The sequence below is a fragment of the Candidatus Taylorbacteria bacterium genome (genome assembly GCA_039934295.1).
In the GTDB taxonomy this organism is placed as follows: Bacteria; Patescibacteriota; Minisyncoccia; order Phycocordibacterales; family HO2-43-120; genus HO2-43-120.
The window spans coordinates 14,445-39,986 of sequence record JBDTMN010000011.1 but is presented as its reverse complement, the minus strand read 5'-3'; the positions used below and the strand labels follow the sequence as shown (position 1 = coordinate 39,986).

14 protein-coding genes and 1 rRNA gene are annotated in these 25,542 nt (G+C 44.3%); 13 read left to right on the top strand and 2 right to left on the bottom strand.

All coding sequences use genetic code 11. The annotated features are described in order from the left end of the window. From ABI430_03865 to ABI430_03840, 6 genes are all read left to right on the top strand, one after another. A 16S ribosomal RNA gene (locus ABI430_03865) occupies window positions 1-553 on the top strand; the annotation flags it as partial. Window positions 554-1,313: 760 nt separating this feature from the next. Next, the gene (locus tag ABI430_03860) at window positions 1,314-1,547 is read left to right on the top strand and encodes a hypothetical protein (GenBank protein MEO8638007.1); all 234 of its coding nucleotides are present in this window, start codon (window positions 1,314-1,316) and stop codon (window positions 1,545-1,547) included. A 118-nt stretch (window positions 1,548-1,665) separates the two neighbouring features. Further along, on the top strand, window positions 1,666-4,071 hold the full coding sequence (locus tag ABI430_03855; GenBank protein MEO8638006.1) for a hypothetical protein: 2,406 nt from the start codon (window positions 1,666-1,668) through the stop codon (window positions 4,069-4,071). 97 nt (window positions 4,072-4,168) lie between these two features. Next, the gene (locus tag ABI430_03850; GenBank protein MEO8638005.1) at window positions 4,169-5,845 is read left to right on the top strand and encodes a lipid II flippase MurJ; all 1,677 of its coding nucleotides are present in this window, start codon (window positions 4,169-4,171) and stop codon (window positions 5,843-5,845) included. A 134-nt stretch (window positions 5,846-5,979) separates the two neighbouring features. Further along, window positions 5,980-7,125 carry a hypothetical protein gene (locus ABI430_03845; GenBank protein MEO8638004.1) on the top strand — a complete coding sequence of 382 codons (1,146 nt, stop codon included), beginning with the start codon at window positions 5,980-5,982 and terminating at the stop codon, window positions 7,123-7,125. 134 nt (window positions 7,126-7,259) lie between these two features. Then, window positions 7,260-10,637 carry a toprim domain-containing protein gene (locus ABI430_03840; GenBank protein MEO8638003.1) on the top strand — a complete coding sequence of 1,126 codons (3,378 nt, stop codon included), beginning with the start codon at window positions 7,260-7,262 and terminating at the stop codon, window positions 10,635-10,637. A 265-nt stretch (window positions 10,638-10,902) separates the two neighbouring features. Here the strand turns inward: ABI430_03840 and ABI430_03835 are convergent, their stop codons facing one another. Together ABI430_03835 and ABI430_03830 are read right to left on the bottom strand one after the other, a co-directional pair. Next, entirely contained in the window at window positions 10,903-11,508 is a 606-nt protein-coding gene (locus tag ABI430_03835; protein ID MEO8638002.1) for a hypothetical protein, read from the bottom strand. Window positions 11,509-11,981: 473 nt separating this feature from the next. After that, the gene (locus ABI430_03830; protein ID MEO8638001.1) at window positions 11,982-13,133 is read right to left on the bottom strand and encodes a CARDB domain-containing protein; all 1,152 of its coding nucleotides are present in this window, start codon (window positions 13,131-13,133) and stop codon (window positions 11,982-11,984) included. A 201-nt stretch (window positions 13,134-13,334) separates the two neighbouring features. Here ABI430_03830 and ABI430_03825 point away from each other — a divergent pair, with 201 nt between their 5' ends. The 7 genes from ABI430_03825 to ABI430_03795 all read left to right on the top strand — a co-directional run bounded on the left by ABI430_03825 (window position 13,335) and on the right by ABI430_03795 (window position 25,497). Further along, window positions 13,335-14,135, top strand: a complete 801-nt coding sequence (locus tag ABI430_03825) for a sortase (GenBank protein ID MEO8638000.1) — start codon at window positions 13,335-13,337, stop codon at window positions 14,133-14,135. Between the two features lie 5 nt (window positions 14,136-14,140). After that, window positions 14,141-16,072: a hypothetical protein gene (locus tag ABI430_03820; GenBank protein MEO8637999.1), complete on the top strand. Its 1,932-nt coding sequence runs from the start codon at window positions 14,141-14,143 to the stop codon at window positions 16,070-16,072. A 105-nt stretch (window positions 16,073-16,177) separates the two neighbouring features. After that, window positions 16,178-18,232: an excinuclease ABC subunit UvrB gene (gene uvrB, locus ABI430_03815; GenBank protein MEO8637998.1), complete on the top strand. Its 2,055-nt coding sequence runs from the start codon at window positions 16,178-16,180 to the stop codon at window positions 18,230-18,232. 278 nt (window positions 18,233-18,510) lie between these two features. Then, window positions 18,511-20,406: an ATP-binding protein gene (locus ABI430_03810; GenBank protein MEO8637997.1), complete on the top strand. Its 1,896-nt coding sequence runs from the start codon at window positions 18,511-18,513 to the stop codon at window positions 20,404-20,406. A 115-nt stretch (window positions 20,407-20,521) separates the two neighbouring features. Next, window positions 20,522-21,328, top strand: coding sequence for a response regulator (locus tag ABI430_03805; protein ID MEO8637996.1), 807 nt, complete (start codon window positions 20,522-20,524; stop codon window positions 21,326-21,328). Window positions 21,329-21,552: 224 nt separating this feature from the next. Continuing rightward, entirely contained in the window at window positions 21,553-24,201 is a 2,649-nt protein-coding gene (uvrA, locus tag ABI430_03800) for an excinuclease ABC subunit UvrA (protein ID MEO8637995.1), read from the top strand. A 24-nt stretch (window positions 24,202-24,225) separates the two neighbouring features. Next, window positions 24,226-25,497: a UvrB/UvrC motif-containing protein gene (locus tag ABI430_03795; protein MEO8637994.1), complete on the top strand. Its 1,272-nt coding sequence runs from the start codon at window positions 24,226-24,228 to the stop codon at window positions 25,495-25,497. Window positions 25,498-25,542 lie beyond the last annotated feature (45 nt).

Sequence of the window (25,542 nt, the reverse complement as noted above, 5' to 3'; positions counted from 1 at the left end):
GAATTGTTCCCTTAAGTGGGGTAACGAACGCAACCCTCGTTGGCTGTTACAAGTGTCAGCCGAGACTGCCCAGCTTTTTGCTCGCGAGCAAGAAGCAGTTCATAAAGTTCATAAAGTTATCAAGTTATAAAGTTAGAATTCAATCTTACTTTATAACCTTATAACTTTCTACTTTATAACTCTTTTTGTTCATTCGTGAACAAAAAGCTGGGAGGAAGGCGAGGATGACGCCAGGTCAGCATGTCCCTCTGATATCCTGGGCTACACACGTGATACAATCGCCGATACAACGCGTTGCAACAGGGTAACCTGAAGCTAATCGCAAGAAAGTCGGCGCCAGTTCGGATAGGGGTCTGCAACTCGACCTCTTGAAGCCGGAATTGCTAGTAATCGCGGGTCAGCATACCGCGGTGAATACGTTCTCAAGTCTTGTACTCACCGCCCGTCAACTCAAGGGAGTTGGGAATACCCGAAATCCCCCGCAAGGAGGCCTAAGGTAAGCTCAATGACAGGGAGTAAGTCGTTGGTTTATAAAATAAACCTTGCGACCTGTCAAGGAAACTTGACAGAAAAATCCAACTGAAATCGGTGAACCCCTCCTCTTTATTTGTGATAAAATAAGGGAATGAGGGCAATACCGAGGGAAGCTTACGAAATGTAAAATGTAAATATCAAAAATAAAAATGACAATTCAAAATGTAAAATAAAAGGTTTTTAAATTTTTAATTTTACACTGTCATTTTACACTTTGATTTTTCAATTTTGATTTAGTATAGCCCCGTAGAGACTGAATCCGAGCACCATTATTATGGTGCTCGGTGAAGATAGTAATTGTTCGATTTTCAAAATCGAGAAACGTTACTATAAAACGTTGGCTCCCTCCCTGCTAGCAGGGAGGGATGAAGATATAGTCCATGCTCGTGGAAACACGTGGAAAACATGAACAAGGCACGGGTAGCGGAAGCTGCTCGTGGAATATTTCAATTTGAAACCGCCCTCTGATTGACTTCGGTCAATCGAAGGGGCTTAAGGAGTCGATCTCTTTCGTCACAAGCGAAAGAGGGATAACAACTTGTATCCTAAAAATAGTTTGACGTTGGGAAAGACCAATAGGGCCTAAATCATCCGCTTATGGCGGATGATCGGCCGACGAACGGAACAGAACAAAGAATAATATTCCTCGAGGATTTCTCGAGGCGCCAAAAAACCCCTAGAAGTAGGGGTTTTTTGGCGCCTCTGACCATTTCTAAGGCCCGAGGTCAACTATTGACTTTTTATGCAAAAATGTTAAGGTGCAAGTAGGTGTACAAAACATGAAAAAAGAAAAAGAGTCGGGGCCTCCAAAGGGCCATCCGTTTCAGGGTGGTGAAAATGATTTTCCTTCACCCAAAAAAGTGACTTGGGCGCAGAGTCTCCTCGAGCCCAAGTTCGTCGCCGTGACGGTTCTCGGCATGGTTCTCGCGATTCTAATCGCGGGTTGGCTCTACGATGAGGTCCCACTCTTCAGAGAGTGGTCACATCGTTTTTTTGAGGCCTTTCAGGACTAGCCCCTCACAAGAGTCCGCAGGTTCAAACCTCGCGGCTCTTTTTTATACACAGGGCTGGATGTTTGTTAAATGTCCTCCGATTCTGTATAATGATGCTAACATTATTCGGGTCAAAAGTATGGAATCTACCGAAACAAAAACTCCTCCCTCGGTTGTGCAGGTAAAAAATTCTTTTTTTGAAAAGATGTCTTTTTGTGTTTACTCGTGTCTCGTTTTTTTGCTTCCTCTTTTCTTCATTCCCAATACCTCTATTGAATTTTCAAAAAACGTCCTTTTCGTTTCGCTCACCCTGGTCTCATTGATTCTCTGGATAATTGCTGTTATCAAGCGGGGCGAGTTCCGCTACCCAAAAAGCATTTTTTTTCTTGCTTTGATTCTTTTGCCACTCACGGCTCTTACAAGCGCGCTTTTTTCGGGTTCGATTTCCTCCTCTCTTTGGGGCGATGGATTTGAAACAGGAACGTTTGTTTCTCTTTTGATGGGGGTTCTGTTACTCTTTCTTTCGTTTCAACTTCTTGTCACAAAAAAAAGAATTTTCAAATTTTATTTTCTTTTCCTCGCCTCTTTCTTTCTTGTCGTCCTGTTTCAGGTTGCTCGATTGATATTCGGAGCGGATTTCCTCTCTCTCGGAGTTTTTCAAAATTCTGCTACCAATCTTATCGGCAAATGGAACGAGCTCGGCATATTTTTTGGTCTTTCCGCGGTTACTTCTCTGGTAGCAATTCAATGTCGTTTTCCAAAAAATCGTTTTTTGAGACTAATTGAGGTCAAAGTACTTGTGCTATCGCTCGCCTTTCTCGCCATTGTGAATTTTCTTTCTCTCTGGATAGCGGTCGGGGCATTCGCGCTTCTTCTCGCGCTCTACTGGTGGTGGTTTGGGGCAAAAAAACCTTCTCCGGAAGCGGAATCGCAAGCAAATGCCACTACACCTTCAAAAAGAATGTTCGCTATCTCATCTCTGGTTGTCCTTGTCATCTCTCTGATTTTTATTTTTTGGGGCGGAAATATCAGTGCCGGCATTAAAAAATACGTCGACATTTCCGATTTCGAAGTCAGGCCCAATTGGGTGAGCACATGGGAAATAGGAAAGAATACTCTGGCATCAAAGCCGTACTTTGGAGCTGGGCCTAATCAATTTCAAGGCGAGTGGCAGAAGTATAAGCCAGATAACCTTAATCTTTCTCCGTATTGGAACGCGGATTTCAATATTGGAATCGGGCTCATTCCAACGTATTTCATTACGACGGGGATCGTGGGTGGCCTCACATGGATATTTTTCCTCTTTTCTTTTCTTTGGCTCGGGTGGAAAGCGCTTAGGAATACTCCGAAAGACCCCTTTTCGCGGTTCGCCATTCTTTTCTCTTTTTTCGGCGCACTCTTTCTCTGGGTCTTCCATGTTGCGTATATTCCCGGCACTGTTTTGTATGTATTTGCGTTTTTGTTTACAGGTGTTTTTATCGCCACTCTTCAGGAATCGAAACATATCGGGACAAAGACCACTGTCTATACACTTTCAAGATTTAAAAAAATCTCGGCTTTATTTCTACTTGGTATCGGCATGATTGGCACAGTGGCGCTCGGATACATCGGCGGACAGAGATTTTTGAGCATTTTCTTTGTACAAAAGGGAATTACGGAGTTCAATAAGAGTAGCAATTCCGAACTGGCTGAAGCGGACATTCTCTCGGCTCTCAACATCTTCAAAAGCGACGACTATTACCGAATTCTCACACAATTATATGCCTACGATATCAATGTGATTTTGAATACAAAGGACGTGTCAACGGAAATTCTGAAGAGCCGATTTGAGACCGTACTGCCAAAAGCGATTGAAAGTGCGAAAGCAGGAGTGGCACTCGGCAAAACGGATTATCAGAACTTTGCGGTTTTAGGGTCGGTCTACGAATCAGTGTTTGCTCTCGGAAATAAAGACGCCTACGGGTTGGCGAAGGAAGCGTATGGGCAGGCTACGAAGTTGAATCCCAGGAATCCCTCCCTCGTTCTTTTCGAAGCTCGGCTTGAGGCTCTGAATAACAATATGAAGGGGGCTCGGGATCTTATCGCGCAGTCTCTCAAGTTAAAAAATAATTATATCGAAGCTATCTATCTTCTTTCGCAAATTGAGATACTGGAGAATAATCTTCCCGGGGCACTCTCTGCCGTTGAGGCGGCAAGCAAACTCGACCCAGGAAATCCGGTCGTCTTTTTCCAACTCGGATTTTTGAAGTATTCAGGTAAAGACTATGCGGGTGCCAGGGATGCGCTTCTGCAATCGGTCTCGCTTGCAAACGGCACGTACTCGAATGCGCGATATTTTCTCGGTCTTAGCTACTACAAGTTGGGACAAAAAAATGACGCTCTCGCTCAATTTGAAGAAATTCAAAAATTAAATCTCGATAACAAAGAAGTAGAACTCATTCTTTCGAATTTGCGAGCTGGGCGTGAGCCATTTACGGATGCCAAGCCTCCGATAGACAATGAACCGGAAAATAGGAAGGAATTGCCGGTCCAAGAAGGGGAATAGTTAGACATGTAACGCAAAACGTGTAACGTGTAGCGTCTGATAAAGATGATCTTTTTTCTTACGTTACACGTTACATGTTACAAGTTATACATGACCGATGGTTTCAAAGATTTTAAAATTATTAAATAGAGAAATTCATGGCTTGCATGAGGCCGCGTTTCTTTTGGGCGGGTTTGCATTTCTCTCGCAACTTCTCGCATTGGTGCGCGATCGCCTTCTGGCGCATCATTTCGGAGCGGGTTCAAGCCTGGATATCTACTATGCTTCATTTCGCATTCCCGATTTTATTTTCGTGACAGTGGGTTCTCTGGTGTCCGTGAGCGTTCTTGTGCCGTTTCTCATTGAAAAAATGAACAAGGAAGGGGACGGTGGAAAAAAGTTCGTAAACAGCATTTTTTCCTTCTTCTCTTTGTTTGTCATTGGTACAAGCGCACTACTATTTTTCCTAATTCCCTACCTAGCTCCGATTCTTTTTCCCGGGATCACCGACCATAAGGCTTTGCTCGATCTCATAACATTTACCCGCATTCTTCTTGTTTCCCCGATTTTTCTTGGTCTGTCGAATTTTTTTGCCAGCTTGACGCAGGTGTACAAGAGATTTCTTGCCTACGCGCTTTCCCCCCTGTTTTATAATCTCGGCATTATCGCGGGCATCGTTTTTTTTGCGCCGAGGTGGGGTATTCAAGGAGTGATATTTGGGGTGGTGGTCGGGTCTTTCTTGCATTTCGCTCTCCAGGTTTTGGTCATTTTTCGCGAGGGAATTTTTCCAAAATTTACATTTGCCATCGATTGGAGCCAGATAAAAAAGGTAGTTCTCATCTCTTTTCCCCGAACTCTCACGCTTTCCTCAATGCAAATTTCACTTCTCTTTCTGGTCGCTTTCGCATCTTTGATGGGAGAAGGTTCAATCGCTATTTTCAATCTCTCGTTCAATCTTCAGTCCGTTCCCCTTTCCATTATCGGCGTAAGCTATTCTCTTGCCGCTTTTCCCACCTTGAGCCGGTTGTACACCAACGGCGAAACGGATAAATTTTTGAAGCAAATCATAATCGCCGGGCGACATATCATCTTTTGGTCAATTCCTGTTGCGGTTCTTTTTATTGTACTACGCGCTCAAATTGTGAGGACTATTTTGGGCTCTGGAGAGTTCAACTGGACTGACACGAAGCTGACCGCTGCCGCTTTTGCCATCTTTTCACTCTCGGCGCTTGCCCAGAGTCTCTCACTTCTCTTTGTTCGGGGATACTATTCAGCTTCTCAAACGAAGAAACCGCTTTTTATCAATCTTTTTTCAGCCGGTCTTGTAGTCGCTTTTAGTTTCTTTTTTATGGAGATGTACAGGGATTTCGAATCTGTGAGAAATTTTATCGAGAGCATTTTGAAAGTGCAATCTCTCTCGGGAACCATTGTGCTCATGCTGCCACTGGGCTTTGCCATGGGTTCGATTGCAAACGCTCTCATCTTGTGGCTGTACTTTAAACGAGATTTTAATCTCAAGTCGGGAGCGCTTCTCAAGACCTTTTTTCAATCGCTTTCGGCCTCTCTCGTTATGGGCGCCGTCTCGTATTATTTCCTGAATATTTTTGACAACGTTTTGAATCTGGAAACTCTTCCGGGAATATTTTTGCAGGGATTTTTCTCCGGAATCATCGGTATTATTGTTGGCTGTTTGGTTTTGAAACTTATGAAAAATGAAGAGATATCCGTAATCTGGAGCACTCTCCACAAAAAAATCTGGAAGAGCGAAATCATTCCGGCAGAAACACGGTTATAACATATGACCAATAACTGAATGACTGAATAACCAGAAAGAGGCAAAGAATTTCTCTTACCATGAGCCATTCAGTTATCAGTAAATAGTTTTTTCCATCTATTTGTGATAACGCTATTTTTCTATATAATTCCACTATGACCGCGAGAGAATTCATCATAGATAAAAACGATGAGAAAAGACTGTTGAAGGTTCTGGATTCAAGAGCTGATTCGGAAGCCAATAGAATAAGGCGATATTTGGCAATGCCTGACCTTTCGAGAAGTGAAGGCAGTCCGCTCAAGGAGATAGTGGATCGTGCATCAAAGACGAAGAGTCTTTCTGGTTTTGACGTCATCACTATTCCGGAAATAGTTTCTACACGTGTTTTGTTTGATCTTTTCAACATGCCGATGGGACACCCCGCGCGAAGCAAATCTGATACCTATTATGTCGATGAGGAAAATGTGCTCCGTACCCATGACACGGTTTTTTGGTACTACTATCTAAATCATCCTGAAATAAAAAAGAGAATCGAAAACAAAGAGATTTTAGGCGCCATTTGTTTCGGCAAGGTGTATCGAAAAGATGAAATTGACAATAGACACATGAATGTATTTCATCAGTTTGGCGGATTATATATCGCGCCTGACGATAAGAAAGTCATTAAACCGGAAGATTTGAAAAATGCTCTCTCAGAAATTGCTAAAAGTATTTTTGGAGACAAAGTGGAGTTTCGCTTTTACGACCACAATTTTCCTTACACCGATCCCTCCTTTGAAATGGAGGCTCTGATCAATGGGCAGTGGATCGAGATTCTCGGTTGTGGCATGGCAAGGAAAAGCGTCCTTTCAAATTGCGGCATCGAAGGTTATAACGGCTGGGCGTTTGGATTCGGCTTGGAGAGATTGGCGATTGCCTCGATGTCTCTTCCTGATATCCGATTACTGTGGTCGGAGGATGATCGAGTAAAAAAACAGCTTGAACTTGGGAGAAAATATGAAGAAGTGAGCAAATATCCCTCTACCTATCGCGATATTTCTTTTGTGGTTTCCACATCGGTTGGCCTCAATAACTATTATGAAATTGTGCGTGAATACGCGGGTGATCTTGTGGAAGAAGTTAAATTGATCGATAAATATGAGAATGCCGAAAAATTCGGAAAGGATATGATTAGCTACACATTTAGAATCACCTATTGCTCACCTCTACGCACCCTTACCAATGAGGAGGTAAATATGATTCAAGACAGGATTCGCGCGAAGACCGCATCTGAACTTGGAGCATCCGTAAGAAGTAAATAATCTTCATGCTGGCAACTAGTGTCCTAAAAGCCTGATTTAGAGCTAATATTAAGCCATATTTTGTGGAAAAAGTGCTTTCAAAAAGGGTGTCAATTTGCTATAATTAGAGGTGAAAGCATAGGGCTTTTTTGTTTATGGCTAAAGAAAAAGAACCGAAAAAATCAACATACAGCGCTGAATCCATTACCGTTCTCGAAGGATTAGAGCCAGTCCGCAAAAGGCCCGGAATGTATATCGGAACTACGGGGCCGGACGGCTTGCATCATCTCATAACGGAGATCTTTGATAACTCCCGCGACGAAGCGATGGGGGGTTTTGCCAATGACATCGAAGTGGTTCTTCTGCCTCAAAACCGCGTGCGGGTAACGGACAACGGACGAGGAATTCCCGTAGACATGCATAAGCAAACAAAAGTTTCCGCATTGGAAACAATCATGACTACGCTTCACGCCGGAGGCAAATTTGGCGGAGAAGGATACAAAGTGTCGGGAGGGCTTCACGGAGTGGGCGCTTCGGTAGTGAATGCGCTTTCCATTTACTGCAGGGTGGAGGTTCACAGAGACGGGGGGAAGTACGTTCAAGAATATTCAAAAGGAAAAAGAAAAGCGGCGGTAAAAAAAATCGGCTCTTCAAAACTTCACGGGACGATCACCACATTTGAGCCCGACTCGGAGATATTTTCCGCCAAGGATGGAGAAATTAAATTCGATTTCACCCGAGTGGTTACCCATATGCGTCAGCAAGCATACCTAGTGCATGGTTTAAAGATAAGCGTCATCGATTTTCGCGGAATTGACGGGGACTTCGAGAATGAAGAAGTGTTTTATCTCAAAGAGCTCGGTCTCGACGCTCCGTCGGAGGCATTTTATTTCGAGGGAGGCCTTGTTTCTTTGGTTCGGTTTACAAACCAAGCCTTGACGTCGGTTCACAAGAATATTTTTTATGTTGAAAAGAAAGTCGAAGGAGTGGAATCGGTTGAAATCGCTCTCCAATATGTGGACGATATTTCATCGAGGGTTCTGCCTTTTGCAAACAATATTTACACTTCTGAAGGAGGAACTCATATAACGGGTTTCAAAACGACTCTCACGAGAACACTGAATGCCTACGCGAGAAAAAATAATCTCATCAAAGAATCGGAGGACAATTTTACGGGAGAGGATGTGCTCGAAGGCCTGACCGCCGTCGTATCGGTAAAGATGCGCGAAGTTCAGTTTGAAGGGCAGACAAAGGCAAAGTTGGGGTCGGTGGAGGCGCAGGGAGCAGTGTCTACTGTATTTGGCGACGCATTTTCGGCGTTCCTCGAGGAAAACCCGGACGATTCTCGGGCAGTAATCGGCAAAGTGGTGCTGGCCTTGAAAGCAAGAAAAGCGGCAAAGGCCGCCAAGGATTCCGTGCTTCGCAAGGGCGCGCTTGAGGGCATGACACTTCCAGGAAAACTCGCTGATTGCCAAACTAAAGAAGCATCGGAGGCTGAATTGTTTATCGTTGAGGGGGATAGCGCCGGTGGATGTTGGATTGACAAAACTGAAATTGCATTGTCTGATGGTCGAGCATTATCTCTAAAAGAGTTGATTGAGGAAGATAAACAGGGTAAGCAAAATTTTTGCTACACGATGCGTGAGGATGGCCATATTGGTTTAGCGCCCATAACAAATCCTAGACTCACAAAACATAATGCAGAAGTAATAAAAATAATTTTGGACTCGGATGAAGAACTTACGTGCACACCCGATCATCCTTTTAGATTAGTCGGCGGTTCTTATAAGCCGGCTCATGCTTTAACCCCGAATGACAGCATCGCTCCTCTTTATAGGAAAATTTCTGTAAAAGGAGAAGGTACAAGCCTTGACGGCTATGAAATGGTTTTTGATCCAAAAGAGAAAAAATGGATTCCTACACATGTACTTGCTGATATGTACAATCTTAAAAAAGGTGTTTACACTTCCAAAAATGGTAGTCATCGCCATCATGTTGATTTCAATAAAAGAAACAATAATCCAAGCAATATTCAACGAGTCAGCTATGAACAACACATGGCTATTCACTATAGTCATTTGGAGCACACGCTTCATCGTCCTGATGTGAAAGTTAAGTCGGCGGAAGCCAAACGAACAGGCGCTTTTCGCATAAAAGCTAGAGATAAAAGCTTAGAGAAAAAGGAATTGTTTAGTGCAAATGCAAAGAAGCAATGGGAGAATCCTGAGTATAAAAAATTCATGACAGAGAAATTTCTGGAATTTTATCATTCTAATGAAGAGTACAGAAAATCAAATAATAATCTTTTGAATGAAAATCAGAAGGCACATTGGTCGTCTTCAGAAAATCGACTGAAACAATCTGAAAAAGTAATTGATTCTTTCGAAAAACACCCAGAGCGAAAGGATTGGCTTCGTGAAGAAGCAAGGAAAGAATGGAGCAATGAAAGCCTTCTTGCTTGGAGAAGCCAGGAAACTAAAAAACAATGGACTCCCGAATTTCGTTCTAAAAGAAAAAATTCTTATAACCAAACGTATCTCAATAAGGCACTTAAAACCCTGCACGATTTGTATTTGAAAAACGGCAAAATTGACGTTAATGCTTATAACGCAATTAGAAAAGAAACAAACGACAAGTCTCTCATTAAATGGGAAACCGTTCGCGACCGATTTTTTGCTGGAGAAAAAAATAAATTTGAAGAAGCTATAACACATTTTAATCACAGAATCAAGAAAATTGAGAAAATGTCTGAAAGATTTGATGTGTATGATATTGAAGTACCCGGAACTCATAATTTTGCATTGGCCTCTGGGATTTTTGTCCACAATAGTGCCAAAACAGGACGGGACAGAAGGACGCAGGCTGTCTTGCCGCTTCGTGGGAAAATTTTGAATATTGAGAGAGCGCGACTCGACAAAATGCTCGGAAGCGAGCAGATTAAGAACTTGGTCATCGCGATTGGAACCGCGATAGGGGATACGTTTGACGTCTCAAAACTTCGCTACCACAAAATCATTATCGCGACTGATGCCGATGTGGATGGAGCGCACATTCGCACGCTCTTACTCACTCTTTTCTACCGATACTTCAAACCGCTACTAGATGGAGGGTTTATTTACATTGCCCAGCCGCCACTTTATAAAATCAAAAAAGGAAAAGAGGTGACCTACGTCTACACCGAGGAAGAGAAAATAAAATATCTGGGCAAGGATGTCGAGGCCATAGACCTCATCGAAAACCCAGCGGAGGAAGATCAGAACACGAACAAAGAGGCGAAAGAGGAAGCAGAGGAAGAAGGCTCGCAAAAAAGAGTTCCAAAAATTTCTATCCAAAGATACAAAGGTTTGGGAGAGATGAATCCGGAAGAGCTCAAGGAAACGACCATGGACGCGTCAAAGAGAATCTTGAAGCAAGTAACTGTTGAAGACGCAGCCGAAGCCGACAAAGTATTCGATATGCTCATGGGAACCGATGTTCCTGCTCGTAAAACATTTATTCAGTCGAATGCGAAGATGGCGAATTTGGACATCTAGAAGAGAGCTTATAGCTATTAGCTACTAGCTTTTAGCTTTATGAAAAGAGAATTGGAAGATTTACCGTCGACATATTTCACATGGAATTAAAACGTATCCCCCACTTGGAGGCCTTGCCTCCAAGTGGGGCTTTTGTGACCGAAGTGTTTAGCGTTTAGAAAATTAAGGATTCTTTTTTCTAAGAATAAAAAAACCGCTCTGTTGAGCGGTTCTTGCATGTCAAGGACGGTCCTTGCCGGTGGCTAAGTGCCCAAAGTCCAAAGTGCTACTTGCTGAAACGGAGAGCGGGGTGGCAGGAGAACCAGTGGTCGTCCAAATTGAACGCACCCAACACAACCTCGTTGCCCTCGATGTGGAGATACGGGACACGCCAATCGCAATCGCCTCTTATGACAGATTTCCACAGGAACACCGCCTTGCCCGCGAACAGCTTGTGGAACACGGCGATACCCCTCTCTTTAATGGCGAGCCCATCCTGCATGTTCAGACAGGTGGCGAGAGCATCGTTTTTCTTCAAGTGACTGTAGATGGTATTGCCGTCAACGGAGTTACGCTTCTGGTCGTCGTGGAGCCACTCTACAACCCCGTCTTGAAGGTTGTATTCAGCGGGTCCCAAGCACTCCAACTCGGGTTTATCCAACCAGCGCGACGTGAATATCCCATGGTTGAAGGTTGGCTTGACGGACCTATTCACGCGAACGATGAAGTTCAGCACGGGTTCGGGCGGGGGTTCGGGAATGACCGCGGGCTGAACAACATGTTCACCACGCAAAAACTTCAAAGCACCTTCCTCACCTCCGAGGATCTTGACGATGGCGTTGAGCTGACCAGCGGTTAGGTTCTGGGACGCGAAGTCCATTTTCGTTTCCATAACAGTTTTTCTCCTTGGGCTAATTTGCCCGTTTTCGTGTCGCCCTCATCCGAGCAGGAACTAGACTAGTATAGTCATAGCCAGAAAGCACCGAATAATCGGAACCTTTTGGCTATGACCATCTTTAGAAAGTAGATTGTGAAAGAACGAGGTAACCTATAAGTTATACACATTGAACACCTAAAAGTCAAGGGTCTTCGGTAATGTGCACACACATATGGCGGTTTTCCCACAGAATGGGTTAATGGCAATATGTGTGACTAAATCAATCAATGAGGAGAGGTTGAAAAATGCCGCTCTGTTGAGCGGTTCTTGCATATCAAGGACGGTCCTTGCCGGTGGCTAAAAAAAACGGCGAAAGCCGTTTTTTGAGATTACTAACAGCTAGTTAGTCTATGTCGACATTAAGAAATGTCGACATCCTCAATTTTATTCGCAAATATGAATTTGCGAATAAAATTGGGAGCTAAAAGCTAGTTCACTCTTATTCCCACACCTGCATCGTTATTATTTTCATCGAGTTCGTCTATTTGGTCGGAAGGGTCAACTTGGATAGTGAATCGCAAGTTGGAGGTGTTTTCAAATTCGTCGAAAGCGAGGGTGAATTCTATTTTGTCGCCAGGAAAGAGTGTGGGTTCGAGGTCAGAGCGGAAGGTATAGGATCTCTGCGTTGGAAGTTCAGATTCGAAACGCCATATGCCACTGCCTTTCGTGCCAATATTTTGCACTTCAAAACGCACTGCCGCTCTTTCGTTCGAGTCAATTGCTGACTGTTCAATAAATTGGTTACGCGAGTTTACGGTTCCCGTTGCCAAAATGCGAATCGAGAGGTCAGGTCTTCCGAACGGGTCTTCTCGCGGAGGAGCGGGTTGCGGAACGTAGGTGTAAACAGGTTGGCGCGCGACAGGAGTAGGACGCGGAGTAGGACTTGGCGCGACTACAAGAGTTGGTGTTGGAGAAGGCGCGAGCACTGGCGGAGGGGTATCAGTTAAAATCGGACTTAATGCCAAAGCGTTCGAAGTTGAAGTGGCGATGGCGGGCTGAAGAGGAGGAGACACTTTTGTGAAAGCCATGGTGACGCTCGACGAGCTCGTAACTTTCTCGCTTCCATCGGTTGTGAAATTCAAAGTGATGGGGACATTCACGTTTTGATTTATATTTAGGAGCGGAATGAGGGTAATTTTATTTTCATCTGAAGCGAAAGCGAAATCAGTGCTACAGGGAATCGTTAATTTTTTATTTGATTGGATTTCAACCGCCTCAAGATGAAAATCGTCCGCGCAGGGGTAGGTAAGCGAGTACGTGCCTTTTTCTTCGTTTCTATTTGTCCAGCTTAAAATGAACATTACCCCCGAAGATACTTTTTGTTTATCCGAAGTAATCGTAAGTTTGTTTTTGTTCGGAATGAATTTAGAAGTAAGCGAAAATGTCGCGGAGGTGAGAGACTTGATTCCCTGGGGCGCGAATTTCACGACTCCCCACGAAACGAGAGCCAAAATGCCGGCAAGTCCAAGAACCGCAAAGGTTTTAATTGCCGCGTTGCGGGCTCGTTCGGCCTGGTCCTTCTTTTCTTCATGCTTGGGCTCTTTAGGATCTAGAAATTCTTTTATGTGTGCGTCTTGCATGGTATTGTAAAAGGTTTTAGGGTTTATTAGACAAAAGGGGAGGTAGTTGACAGAAAAGCAATAATGTTATATCATATATAACTAACAGGGATAAAGGGGAATTAAGCACTCCTTATTAGTCCATTATAGAACAACGTATATAGATTGTCAATGATACGAATAAGGCCTATAAATAAGGCTTTTAAAGCTAAATAAGTGCATATGAAAAAAGAACTACCCATAATTGAAGAAAGCATATTATCAGGAAAAATGTTCCAGTGGGTTATGTGGCTAGCTGTCTGTATTCTCGTCTTTCTCATTACTTGGGCGTTTTTCGGATTTTTCCCCATGCTCCATGCTTCAGTTCTTTCTCTCAGCCAGGCGCAAACTCAAGATTTGCAAACAGCCGATAATGCGAAGAGCGCTCCGGATAATGCAATTTATGCAATCTCGATTCCAGCCCAATTGGACAAAACTGTGGAAAAAATCTACACTGTGCGACCTGTGACGACAGCGCAGACTGTTTCTAAAACGAAGACGCCTGTTCCCACTTCCAAATCCGCAAGCAGTGTCAATCATGCAATCGGGAGCGAGGCGCCGACACGCATTGTCATAGCAAAAGTTGGCGTTGATTCACCGATTTCAAATCCGGAAAGAAAAGCGGTGTGGGCATTGGACGAAGCTTTACAGAGCGGAGTGGTTCGCTATCCTGGCTCCGGATTACCGGGTGAACCGGGAAACATTCTGTTGCTTGGACACTCGAGCCATTTAAAAATCGTATACAACAAGGCGTATCGGGCATTAAATGACATAGGCACGCTTTCCGTGGGAGATGAAATTGACGTGTACTCTAAGAGTCACAAATATGTCTATCGGGTGAGCTCCGTGGTTCTAAGCAAGGACAGCGATGTGGAAATAAATTTGAAATCGGATATTCAGAAGCTGACCTTGGTAACCTGCAATAATTTCGGGGCAAAGGAGGATCGGTTTGTAGTCGTGGCGGAATTAGCAACTATCATTTAAATTCAATGAATATTACCTTAAACAAAATTTTTAAGTCGGGGATTATTGGCCTAAGTATTTTTTGTGTGTTTGTTTTTGGCGCGCCGCGCGCCGAAGCGGTATATGAGGATTCCTATAGACCCACGGCTTTTCCGGTTGTGAGAACGGGAGAAGTATCGAACGTGACAGCAAATAGCGCGCATATCGAGGGCTACGGCAACCCGCAAGGCGCTCCAGGCACGGTGGCGTACTTTGAATGGGGAACGAAGAATTCGATGCACAGTGCTACTTCACCTGTAGCGATCACCGTTCCTAAGAATTTTGATGCGGTCATAAATAACCTTGCTCCACATACGACCTATTTTTACCGCGCCGTATTGAAGAACTCATATTATACTAAAAAGGGAGATATAAGGAGCTTCACTACTCTTTCAATTCCCCGCCCTATTCCTCCCCGCCCAACGCCTCATCCTTATCCATATCCTCCTACTCCTACTCCTACGCCTCAACCTGTGGGACGCTGTGAACTCTCTCTATCCAAGTCTGTTGACAGAACTTCAGCCGAAGCGGAAGACATTTTGATTTACACGATTGATTTCAATAACAGAGGAGACGGGGACTGCGCCCAAGTAAAAATTGATGATACTATTTCTTCCTCGCTTTCTTATCTATCAGAATCGCATTCCTCGAATGTGGGTGTGGACTCCAGTTCGTCAAGCGGAACACTTGTTTGGAATGCCGGCACTTTGTCTCCCGGCGAGTCGGGATGGATCTCATGGAGAGCGCGAGTGGTAAGTTCGTCTTGCTCGGTTTTTGATATCCGCAATGTTGCGCACATATCTTCAAGTGACCCGTATTCCCGATTTTTTACAAGCAATACAGTCACAACGCGAATTGACTCAGGGAATTGCAACGATGACAGTTCAAGCTCGCTTTCTATTAGCTGTTCCGTTGATGACCGACGAATATCGATTGATGAGTCCGTAACGAGGCGAGTTACAATTAGCGGGGGAAGAAGCCCATTTGAAATTGAATGGTCAGGGACTGACGGGCTCGATGGCACAGGCAGAACTGTGACGTGGGACTACTCAAGGACTGGAACAAAAAATGCGACGGTCACTGTCACAGATGATAATGGAACGTTCCGTTCCGCTCGCTGTGGTGACGTAGTTGTAGATAGAGACAGCTCTTCGTCTTCGTCTCTTCGACTTGGATGTACGGTGGACGATGATTCGGTGCGTGTTGGGGATAGAGTTACTCGGCGCGTCGAGATTTCCGGAGGCAACTCGCCTTACGAAATTGACTGGTCCGGCACGGATAATTTGAATGGAAGCGGAAGGACAATTTCGAAAACCTATTCTTCTCGCGGTACAAAGCGGGCAGAGGTAAGGGTAACTGACGATGATGGTCGGGACGATATAGCCGACTGCGAAGATGTCACTGTCTCGTCTTCAGGCGGAAGCTCTAGTTCGAGCAACTTCAATGAACCCGATGTTACTCTTTTCCAGTCCGTGCAACCCGCGCCACTTTCTGCCGCAAATGTGGCTTTGACTCAAGTGCCCTACACCGGCCTCGAAGAGTATCCGAGAATCGTTCTCTTTATGTTCGCGGTACTTATCTGGTGTACGGTGATTGGAGGAATTATAATTGTGAGGAATGTGAGAAAAAATCGACGAAATGCTCTCACCGAAAAAATTCAAATTGCGATTGAAAGCGAAGCGAGAGGACAGAGTGCTGTTATCTCGCAAGATGCGGTCAAGACTCTTGCCCTTGCCTCGAACAATACTATTGAGACGGCTCTCGACTATCTTCGCTCCGTAATTACTGCCTTGAGGGCAAAAAAGCAAAACAGCGACGAATTGATTTCAGTTGACGAGAACAAGATTTACGAAATTCTCGGAAATCAGCCGAAATCGTCCTCAGAGCAGAGCGAGCGCAAAAAAGCCAAAAAAGCGTAGTCTCGATAGGGAGGCCCTTGGATAAAAAGTTAAGATTTGCTCCCCCCGAGGCCTCTGGCCTCGGGGGGATTTGGCGTTTCTGCCTTCTCAAGATATAGTTTAAATATGAAAAAACTATTCAAACTGAAAAGCCCGTTCAAGCCCGCAGGCGACCAACCCAAGGCAATTGAAAAGCTCGTCCTCGGAGTGAAAAAAGGCATGCGTCATCAAACGCTTTTGGGTGTTACGGGATCCGGGAAAACTTTTTCAGTTGCAAATGTAGTACAGCAAATACAGAAGCCGACTTTGGTTATTGCTCACAATAAGACGCTTGCCGCCCAGCTCGCGCAGGAGTACAAGGAATTTTTTCCACAAAACTCTGTTCACTATTTCGTGTCTTATTACGATTACTACCAGCCGGAAGCCTATCTTCCCGTTACCGACACCTACATTGAAAAGGAAGCCCAGATTAACGAAGAAATTGACCGCTTGCGCCACGCTTCTACGCAGGCTCTGCTCTCCCGAGAAGACGTCATTATTGTGGCCACTGTTTCCTGCATTTATGGGCTTGGCAGTCCGGACGAATACGAGAAAGTGAATATGAAAATCGAGAGTGGCTCGGAAATAACTCGGGGAGAATTCTTAAGAAAACTCATCACCATTCACTTTGATAGGACGATTGCCGACTTGAACCCGGGGAATTTTCGGGCGCTTGGAAATACTATCGAGATTATGCCCGTAAATGAAAGGGTAATTTATCGCATCGAATTTTCCGACAAAAATGGAAAATCAGTTATCGTTTCGATTACCAAGATTGACGCCATAACAAGAAAAATCATTGAGACGATGAAGATGTTTTATCTTTTTCCCGCGAAACATTTTATCACTGACCCGACGAACCTGAAAAATGTCATCGGGGGCATTCAAGCCGAGCTTGACGAACAATTAAAGCAATTTGCTTCGAAAGGGAAGATTCTTGAGGCCGAGAGGCTCAAAAGAAGAACCTCGTATGACCTCGCGATGATCCGTGAGATCGGCTATTGCAACGGAATTGAAAATTACTCGAGGCACTTTTCGGGAAAAATGCCCGGAGTAGCTCCGGACACTTTACTCTCTTACTTTCCGCACAATCGAGACGGAGGTCCGGAATTTCTCACCATTATTGACGAGTCCCACGTTACTGTCCCGCAACTTCATGGAATGTTTGCCGGGGATGCGTCGAGGAAGGAGAACTTGGTTGAGCACGGTTTTCGTCTGCCTTCTGCGAAAGACAATCGTCCTTTAAAGTTTGCGGAATTCATGGAGAATGTTGGCCAGCTTATCTATACATCGGCGACGCCGGGAAAATTTGAATATGAAAAAAGCGAACTTGTTGTTGAGCAAGTAATCCGCCCTACAGGCCTCATTGACCCTGAAGTTTCGGTGAGGCCAATCATTGAAAAAGGCGAATATCCGGGGCAAATATATGACTTTATTCATGAAGCAGAACTCACAATAAAAAATGGGGGAAGGGTGATTGCTACAACTCTCACAAAAAAAATGGCGGAGGATCTTTCCGAGTACCTCAAGGAAAAAAAGATCAAAGCGGAGTATCTTCACAGCGATGTAAAAACTATGGAGCGCATTCAGATTCTCACGGAATTTCGGAAGGGTAAATTCGACTGTATTGTGGGAGTAAATCTTTTGCGCGAGGGTCTTGATTTGCCGGAAGTCGAATTTATTGGAATTCTTGATGCCGATAAGGAAGGTTTTTTGCGCTCCGAAACCGCACTTATTCAAACAATCGGACGGGCGGCTCGGAATGTAAACGGACGAGTCATTCTCTATGCCGATTCAATAACCGGATCGATGGAGAGAGCTTTGGGGGAAACTGACAGGAGAAGAAAATTGCAGGTGAAATACAATACCGAGCACGGAATTACTCCTCAGACTATCAAAAAAAATATAAAGGATATCACGGAAGAACTTCGAAGCGAGCACGAAAAGGCCGTTGGCGAACTTTTGAAAATTGATAAAGCAATCTTCGATAAGGATCCGAAGAAACTTATTTCCGAAAAGGAAAAGCAGATGAATGAAGCGGTGCGGGAGCTTGATTTCGAGTCGGCAGCATTGCTCCGCGATGAAATTATTGCGTTAAAGAAGAAATTGGATGGAAACAGCAAAAAGTCTCAAAAGAGATGAAGTTCCGCGAAAAAGAGTTTTAACGGAAAATCTTTTGCTTCTCCAACGAGACCGAAGCTTGGCTTCGGAACGGAGGTGCCGTATTAAAAAAATGCTAGGGGAAGGAACGCAAATTAGAGTAGCCCTACTGTAAAAGGAGAAATTTCCCGCATACGTTATAATCTTGATATAGCAAGATTATAACGTATGCGGAGAGGAAAATAATCTAGTTTTCTACCGTTGCGGGGACGGCAAAGTCGATTGAGTGTTGAGAGTCAAAATGGTATAGTATCGGCACTATGGCATTTCTCGAAAGAGTGAAATCAGTATTTGGAAAGGGCTCTCAAACCGAGTTGGAAGGCGAACTAAGGTCAATTCATTCGCTCTTTGCATTTCTCGGAGACATAGTGGTCGAGAAAGACCTCATTTCTCCCCTGCTCAAAGACGAAAAGAAAATTGACGGACTGCACGGGCTGGAGCGCGACTTAGTAAGCGTGCGAACTTTTTTTCTGTTTGAAGATTTTATTGTGGAGAATAAGCCCCTCATCGTCAAAAGAGTTTATTCTAAAGAGGAATTACGTGAGGATATAGTTAAAAATATCGACATCAAATCGCTTCCTCTCGCATGTGAGCTCTTATTCTTGGATGAAGTGGAGCAATCTCTTTATTTTTATGAGATTTTTTTGCAACACTTTTTTCACGCCGTAGATTCACATGCGGGCAGAAAAAAAGCAGAACAGATTCTTGGAAGAGATTCCAGTAATGCGGGCATTATTATTGAACATGACGAGCTCGACTACGACGAATTTAATTCCCGAGTCAAACAAAATGATCGGAAGGAACTTTCGGCAATTATTTCGATATTTAAAAATTTGTACACCGCTTTTTATCTGGAGATACTGGACTCCGAAGGTGAAAAAAATGCCAAGGCGCTTGCGTCGGAAGTATTTCGAATCGTAAGCGATCACTATAACTATAAGATTATTTCTAAATTTCTTGATGTTATGCCACCGGGGATTTTAGAAAGTGAGCGTCTGGCTTTTATCAGTCACGGGGAGCTTGAGGAAACCGTGAATCAGAGGACACAAGATGTTTTGAAAGAAAAAGAGAAGGTGGATTTGATTGTGCAGGAGAGGACGAAAGAGCTCGAGGACGAAAAGAACAAACTTAGCATTGTTACCGAAAACATGTTTGAAGGAGCCAAGCTTCTCGACAGCAATATGCACCTCATATTTATAAATCGAAAATGCAGGGAAATTTTAGGACTGTCTAATGAGGAAAACAATGAGGAAGTTATCGAAGAGGCATTTGGAAGAAAGTTTGAGAACTATGCCGTTGAGGAATCATTTGGGAAAAGCGACCGTGGTGCGCCCTTTGTCGTGCCCGAGATTGATGTTGACGGCAAAATCTACAAGCTTTCTTTCATAACGCTTTTAGATGAGAAAGGCGCCCGTGCGAATTTTTTGGTCTGGATAGAGGATATTACAGAAGTAAAACAGCTGGATAGGAGAAAAAGCGAATTCATCTCAGTTGCCGCGCATCAGCTTCGCACCCCTCTTTCCGGCTTGAAGTGGACATTGGGAATGATTGCAAGCGGGGATCTCGGGCCTCTCTCCCCCGATCAAAAGGCGTTTCTTGAAAAAAGCTATGACAGCAATGAAAGAATGATTGCGCTCGTGAATGACTTGCTGAACGCAAACAGGTTGGAGTCGCAGAAGTTTCAGTACAATTTCGCCACAGCCGACATACAGGAACTTTTTGATTCTGTGCTTTTTGACATGCACCACGAGGCAATGAGAAGAGATATAACAATTTCTCTTGAACCCGTTGCCGAAAAGCTTCCTCCCGTATACGTGGATGTGGAGAAAATCAGGCAGGTATGTCAGAACTTGCTCGAAAATTCCATAAAATATACAATGAAGGGAGGATTTATAAAAATCCATCTCTCGAAGGAAGGTGAATTTGTTTTGATTTCGATTACCGATAACGGAATCGGTATTCCAAAGGACCAGTATGGAAGCATTTTTACCCGATTTTTCCGCGGAACGAATGCTTCGAAGCTTGAGACGGACGGGACAGGACTCGGTCTTTTTGTGGTCAAAAATCTCATTGAAAAACACGGTGGCAAGGTCTGGTTCGAAAGCGAGGTTGACCGCGGAACGGTGTTTTATTTTACATTGCCGATAGCTAAATAAGCATACCAATATGCTAATAAATGCCGAATATACTAATGAATACGAATAGGAGATGATTTAATTAGTAGTATTCATTTGTATATTTCATCATTGGTATATTAGTATATTCATTCGTATGAAAAAAATTCTTATTGTTGAAGATGACATATTTTTGGGAGACGTGCTCCTCCAAAAATTAAAGCACGGCGGATATGACGCGTATTTGGCGCGAGACGGCGCATTGGGTTTCAAGCAGATTAAGGAACTTAAACCTGACTTGGTGCTTCTTGACCTAATTCTTCCCTCGATGACTGGGTTTGAAATTCTGGAACAGAAATTAAAAGACCCGGCCATTTCTAGTATTCCCGTCATTGTTGTGTCCAATTCAGGGCAGGCTGTTGAGATTGACCGCGTGCTTGCTCTCGGCGTAGAGGACTATCTCATAAAAGCGGAGTTCAATCCCGATGAAGTGCTCCAAAAAATTAAGCTTCAACTCGGAGAGACAGGTGCGCCTGAAAGAGAAGAAAAAAAATCAGCGACTTCGGGCCCGTCTTCTCTTAAAGACAAGAAAATAATGTGGGTGGAGGATGATGCGTTCTTGAGCGACATTATCGCGAGGAAGCTTGCTAATCAGGGTTGCAAACTTTTACATGAAATCAACGGCGAACTGGCGCTCAAGACCGCCGAGAGGGAAATTCCGGATATTGTGCTTTTGGATATTCTTCTTTCGGGAATTGACGGATATGAGATATTAAGAAGGCTTAAAGCGAATGACCTCGTCAAGCACATTCCGGTCATTATGCTTTCCAACTTCGGACAGCAGGCGGATATCGACAAGGCAAAAGATATGGGAGCAGAACGTTTTCTCATCAAAGCAACAGTGACGCTGGATGAAATAATTGAAGAGATAAAAAATGTTCTCGAGGGGAAGAAAAAAGCCTGATACGAGAAGCGGTTTTTACTTTCAATTTGCATCGATGATGCTATGCTGATATAGTCAATAGGTACCCCTAGGGCAAGCCCGAGGGCAATTTTTAGTGTTAGGAACTAACACTAAATACGAATATACCAATCAAGAAATATACGAATGACTACTAATAATTAAATCATTTCTATTCGTATTCATTAGTGTATTTGGCATTTATTAGTATATTGGTATGCAATAAAATGAATGACAAAATTATAGTTCGAGGCGCTCGCACCCATAATCTGAAAAACATAACGGTTGAGATGCCCCGCAATAAAATGATTGTCTTTACCGGCCTTTCAGGGTCTGGGAAATCTTCGCTTGCATTTGACACCATTTTCGCCGAAGGTCAGAGACGCTACGTCGAATCATTGTCCGCGTACGCGAGGCAGTTTTTAAATACGATGCAAAAGCCGGACGTAGATGAGATTGAGGGCCTTTCGCCAGCGATTTCCATCGATCAGAAGTCTCGTTCGAATAATCCTCGCTCTACTGTTGCCACGATAACCGAAATTTATGACTACATGCGCATTCTCTTTGCGAGAATCGGCCGCCCTCATTGCCCTATTTGCGGAAGGGAGATTAATAAATTATCGCAGGAGGAAATTCTGGAGACCATTTTGCGAACAGTAAAATCGCTTCGTGAAGAGCGTCCAGAGAAAATAGTGCTAGGGGTCGGAGTCGGAAAAGAGAAAATCAAAATCTACGCTCCCGTCGTTTTCGGACGCAAAGGGGAATACTACCAGCTCCTCTACGATTTGCTCGGTCGCGGATATTCCGAAGTTAAAGTTGACGGCGAACGGAAGAAACTTCGGGAGCAGATCATTCTCGTTAAAAACAAAGTTCACGATATCGACGTATTGGTGGACGAATTCTTTTTGAGTGAATTTCAGGCGGTGTCTCCAAAAGAAAGTAAAGAAGAAGGTGAAATTGTGAAAGAAACGTGGCGCGAAAGATTGTCGGAATCGATTGAGAGAGCTCTCCATGAGACAAACGGACTAATTAAAATCGAAACTCCGGAAGGAGAGCGACTCATTTCTTCCAAGTTTATGTGTCCATACGACGGCTTTTCCTATCCCGAAATAGAGCCTCGGCTTTTCTCTTTCAATTCCCCATACGGGGCTTGTTCGGAGTGCAATGGGCTGGGTACAAGACATTTTTTCGGAAGCGAAGTATGTCCAAAATGTGCGGGAGCAAGGCTTCGAGACGAGGCCCTGCATGTGCGAATTGGAGACGCTCCATCGCGAGGTGTTACGGAGGAGCGGGGAAAAAATATTGTCGAAGTGACCGCTCTGTCAATTGCTGACTGCGCGAAATTTTTCAAGAATCTCAAACTTTCGGCAAAAGAAAGGAGCATTTCCAAAGTCGTCGTGAAGGAAATCGAATCGAGGCTCGAGTTTATGGTAAATGTCGGCATCGAGTACCTTTCTCTCGACCGAAGAGCGCATACGCTCTCGGGCGGAGAATCCCAGCGCATCCGTCTTGCCTCCCAGTTGGGCTCGGGCCTCGTTGGCGCTCTCTATGTTTTGGATGAGCCAACTATTGGACTTCACAGTCGTGACAACGCGCGTCTCGTTAAGACACTTTTGCATTTGAGGGATCTCGGCAACACGATTATCGTAGTGGAACATGACGAAGACACGATTTATTCTTCCGACTACCTTGTGGATATTGGTCCCGGCGCGGGCGTGCATGGAGGGGAGATCGTGGTCGCAGGGGACATGGAAAAACTGTTGACGGCGAAAAAAAATGATTCCAAATCAATTACCCTCGACTATCTTCGGGGAGACAAGCTTATTGATATGCCCGCCGAGGTGCGACCTGCCAACAAGGGAAAGCTCATGATCCGCGGCGGAAATATCTTCAACATCAAAAACTTAAATGTTGATATTCCGCTCGGAAATCTCGTTCTGGTTACGGGCGTTTCGGGGTCCGGCAAGTCTTCGTTTATGTATGAGATTGTGAACAGGAATCTCGAAGCCCGTTTCAATAAAAGGTATCGCTCGAACGAACTCTACAATGTCGGCTCGTTTACCGGCTCTGAATATCTGGGGAGGTCGATTTTGATCGACCAGTCGCCGATAGGAAGAACTCCGCGCTCGAATCCTGCCACCTACACGGGTGCGTTTACCCATATTCGGGATATGTTTGCCGCGAGCGCCGAAGCGCGCGCGCGCGGCTGGAAAGCCAACCGATTTTCCTTCAATGTAAAAGGGGGCCGATGCGAAGCCTGCCAAGGGAACGGCGAGATTGCAGTCGAAATGCACTTTTTGCCGACGGTCTATGTGCCGTGCGATATCTGCAACGGCAAGCGTTTTATGAAAGAGACTTTGGAAGTGAAATACAAGAAGAAAAGCATTTATGATGTTTTAAAAATGACCGTTGAAGAGGCGCTCGCATTTTTTGACGACATTCCCGCAATCGGAGACAGGTTGCGCACACTGAATGAGGTGGGTCTCGGATATTTAGAGCTCGGCCAGTCTGCGACGACGCTTTCCGGCGGGGAAGCGCAACGGGTAAAGATTTCTTCCGAGCTTTATCGTCCGCATATCCAAAAAACGATTTACCTTTTGGACGAGCCGTCAATAGGCCTTCACTATGAAGACGTGAAAAAACTTATCGAAATCCTGCAAAAGCTTGTGGACAAAGGAAACACGGTCATGGTCATCGAACACAACATAGATATTATCAAAAATGCCGACTACATCGTGGATATTGGTCCCGAGGGGGGAGAAAACGGGGGCCAGATTATTGCGAAAGGGACTCCGCACGATATAGCAAATAATAAAAAAAGCTTCACTGGAGAGTATCTCAAAAAGGCGCTTAAGAAACAGCGAGCAGGCGAATAAAAAGCTCGAACATCATTTACAATCATGAAGGGTCAAGAATTGTCAAAATTGAAAATTCCCGATGCTCCGGGAGTGTATTTCTTCAAGCGAGGAGAGACGATACTTTACATAGGGCGAGCAACGTCGCTTCGAGACCGCGTGAAGAGCTACTTTGGGAAAGATCTCATAAAAACGAGGGGAGTGTTTTTGATTGACATGGTAACCTTGGCGACTACCGTCGAATGTATTCAGGCGGACTCGGTGCTCGAAGGGATTATTCTCGAAGCCAATCTCATAAAAAAGTATCAGCCGAAATACAATACGCTGGAAAAGGATGATAAGAGCTTCAACTACGTTGTTTTCACTGATGAAGAATATCCGCGAGTGCTCATGATGCGGGGCAAAGACTTGGAAGACCAAGTTCCGAAGGGGAAATTCAAATATATTTTCGGCCCCTATCCGCAGGGCGGGGTTTTAAAAGAGGGGATGAAAATTATTCGTAGAATTTTTGGATATAGGGACAAGTGCACACCTGTTTCAGATTCTCCGAATGGAAGCAATGTGACAGGTAAACCTTGCTTCAATCGCCAGATAGGATTGTGCCCGGGGGTTTGTACCGGAGAAATCTCAAAGAAAGAGTACGGGCGGATTATTCAAAATCTCAAGCTTTTTTTTGAGGGAAAAAAGGGCGATCTCCTAAAAAAGTTGAACCGAGAGATGAAAGAATACGCAAAAAACCTGGAATTTGAAAAAGCTCAAACGACAAAAAAAACTATTTTTGCTCTAACCCATATTCAGGACGTGTCTCTCATAAAAGCGGAACGACTCGATTCATATCAAGGCCCGACCTTGATAAAACCGAAGGGTGAAGGAGTCTTTCGCATGGAAGGCTACGACATCGCTCACATGAGCGGAAGCAACATGGGAGGGGTGATGGTTGTGCTTGAAGAGAACCACATAAAAAAGTCCGACTATCGGTTGTTTAAAATTCGAGGCCAGAAGGGTGTAAACGATATTTCGGCTTTAGAAGAAACTCTCAATCGAAGACTTAATCACAGTGAATGGCCTTATCCCAATGTAATAGTCGTGGATGGAGGAATTGCACAAAAAAGAGCCGCCGAAGCGCTTTTAGCAGGCAGGGGATTTGATATTGCAGTCATTGCTGTCACGAAAAACGAAAAACATCGTCCGGAGTCCATGCTCGGACTAGAAAATATTATTCAAAAATACAAAAAAGAAATTCTCCTCCTAAACAGCGAAGCGCACCGTTTCGCCATTAAATATCACCGCAAGATGCGAAGGGGAAGTTTTCTTTAATACATAGGATTCAGAGGTGTGGAACTTGCGCTTGGCGCGCCTAAA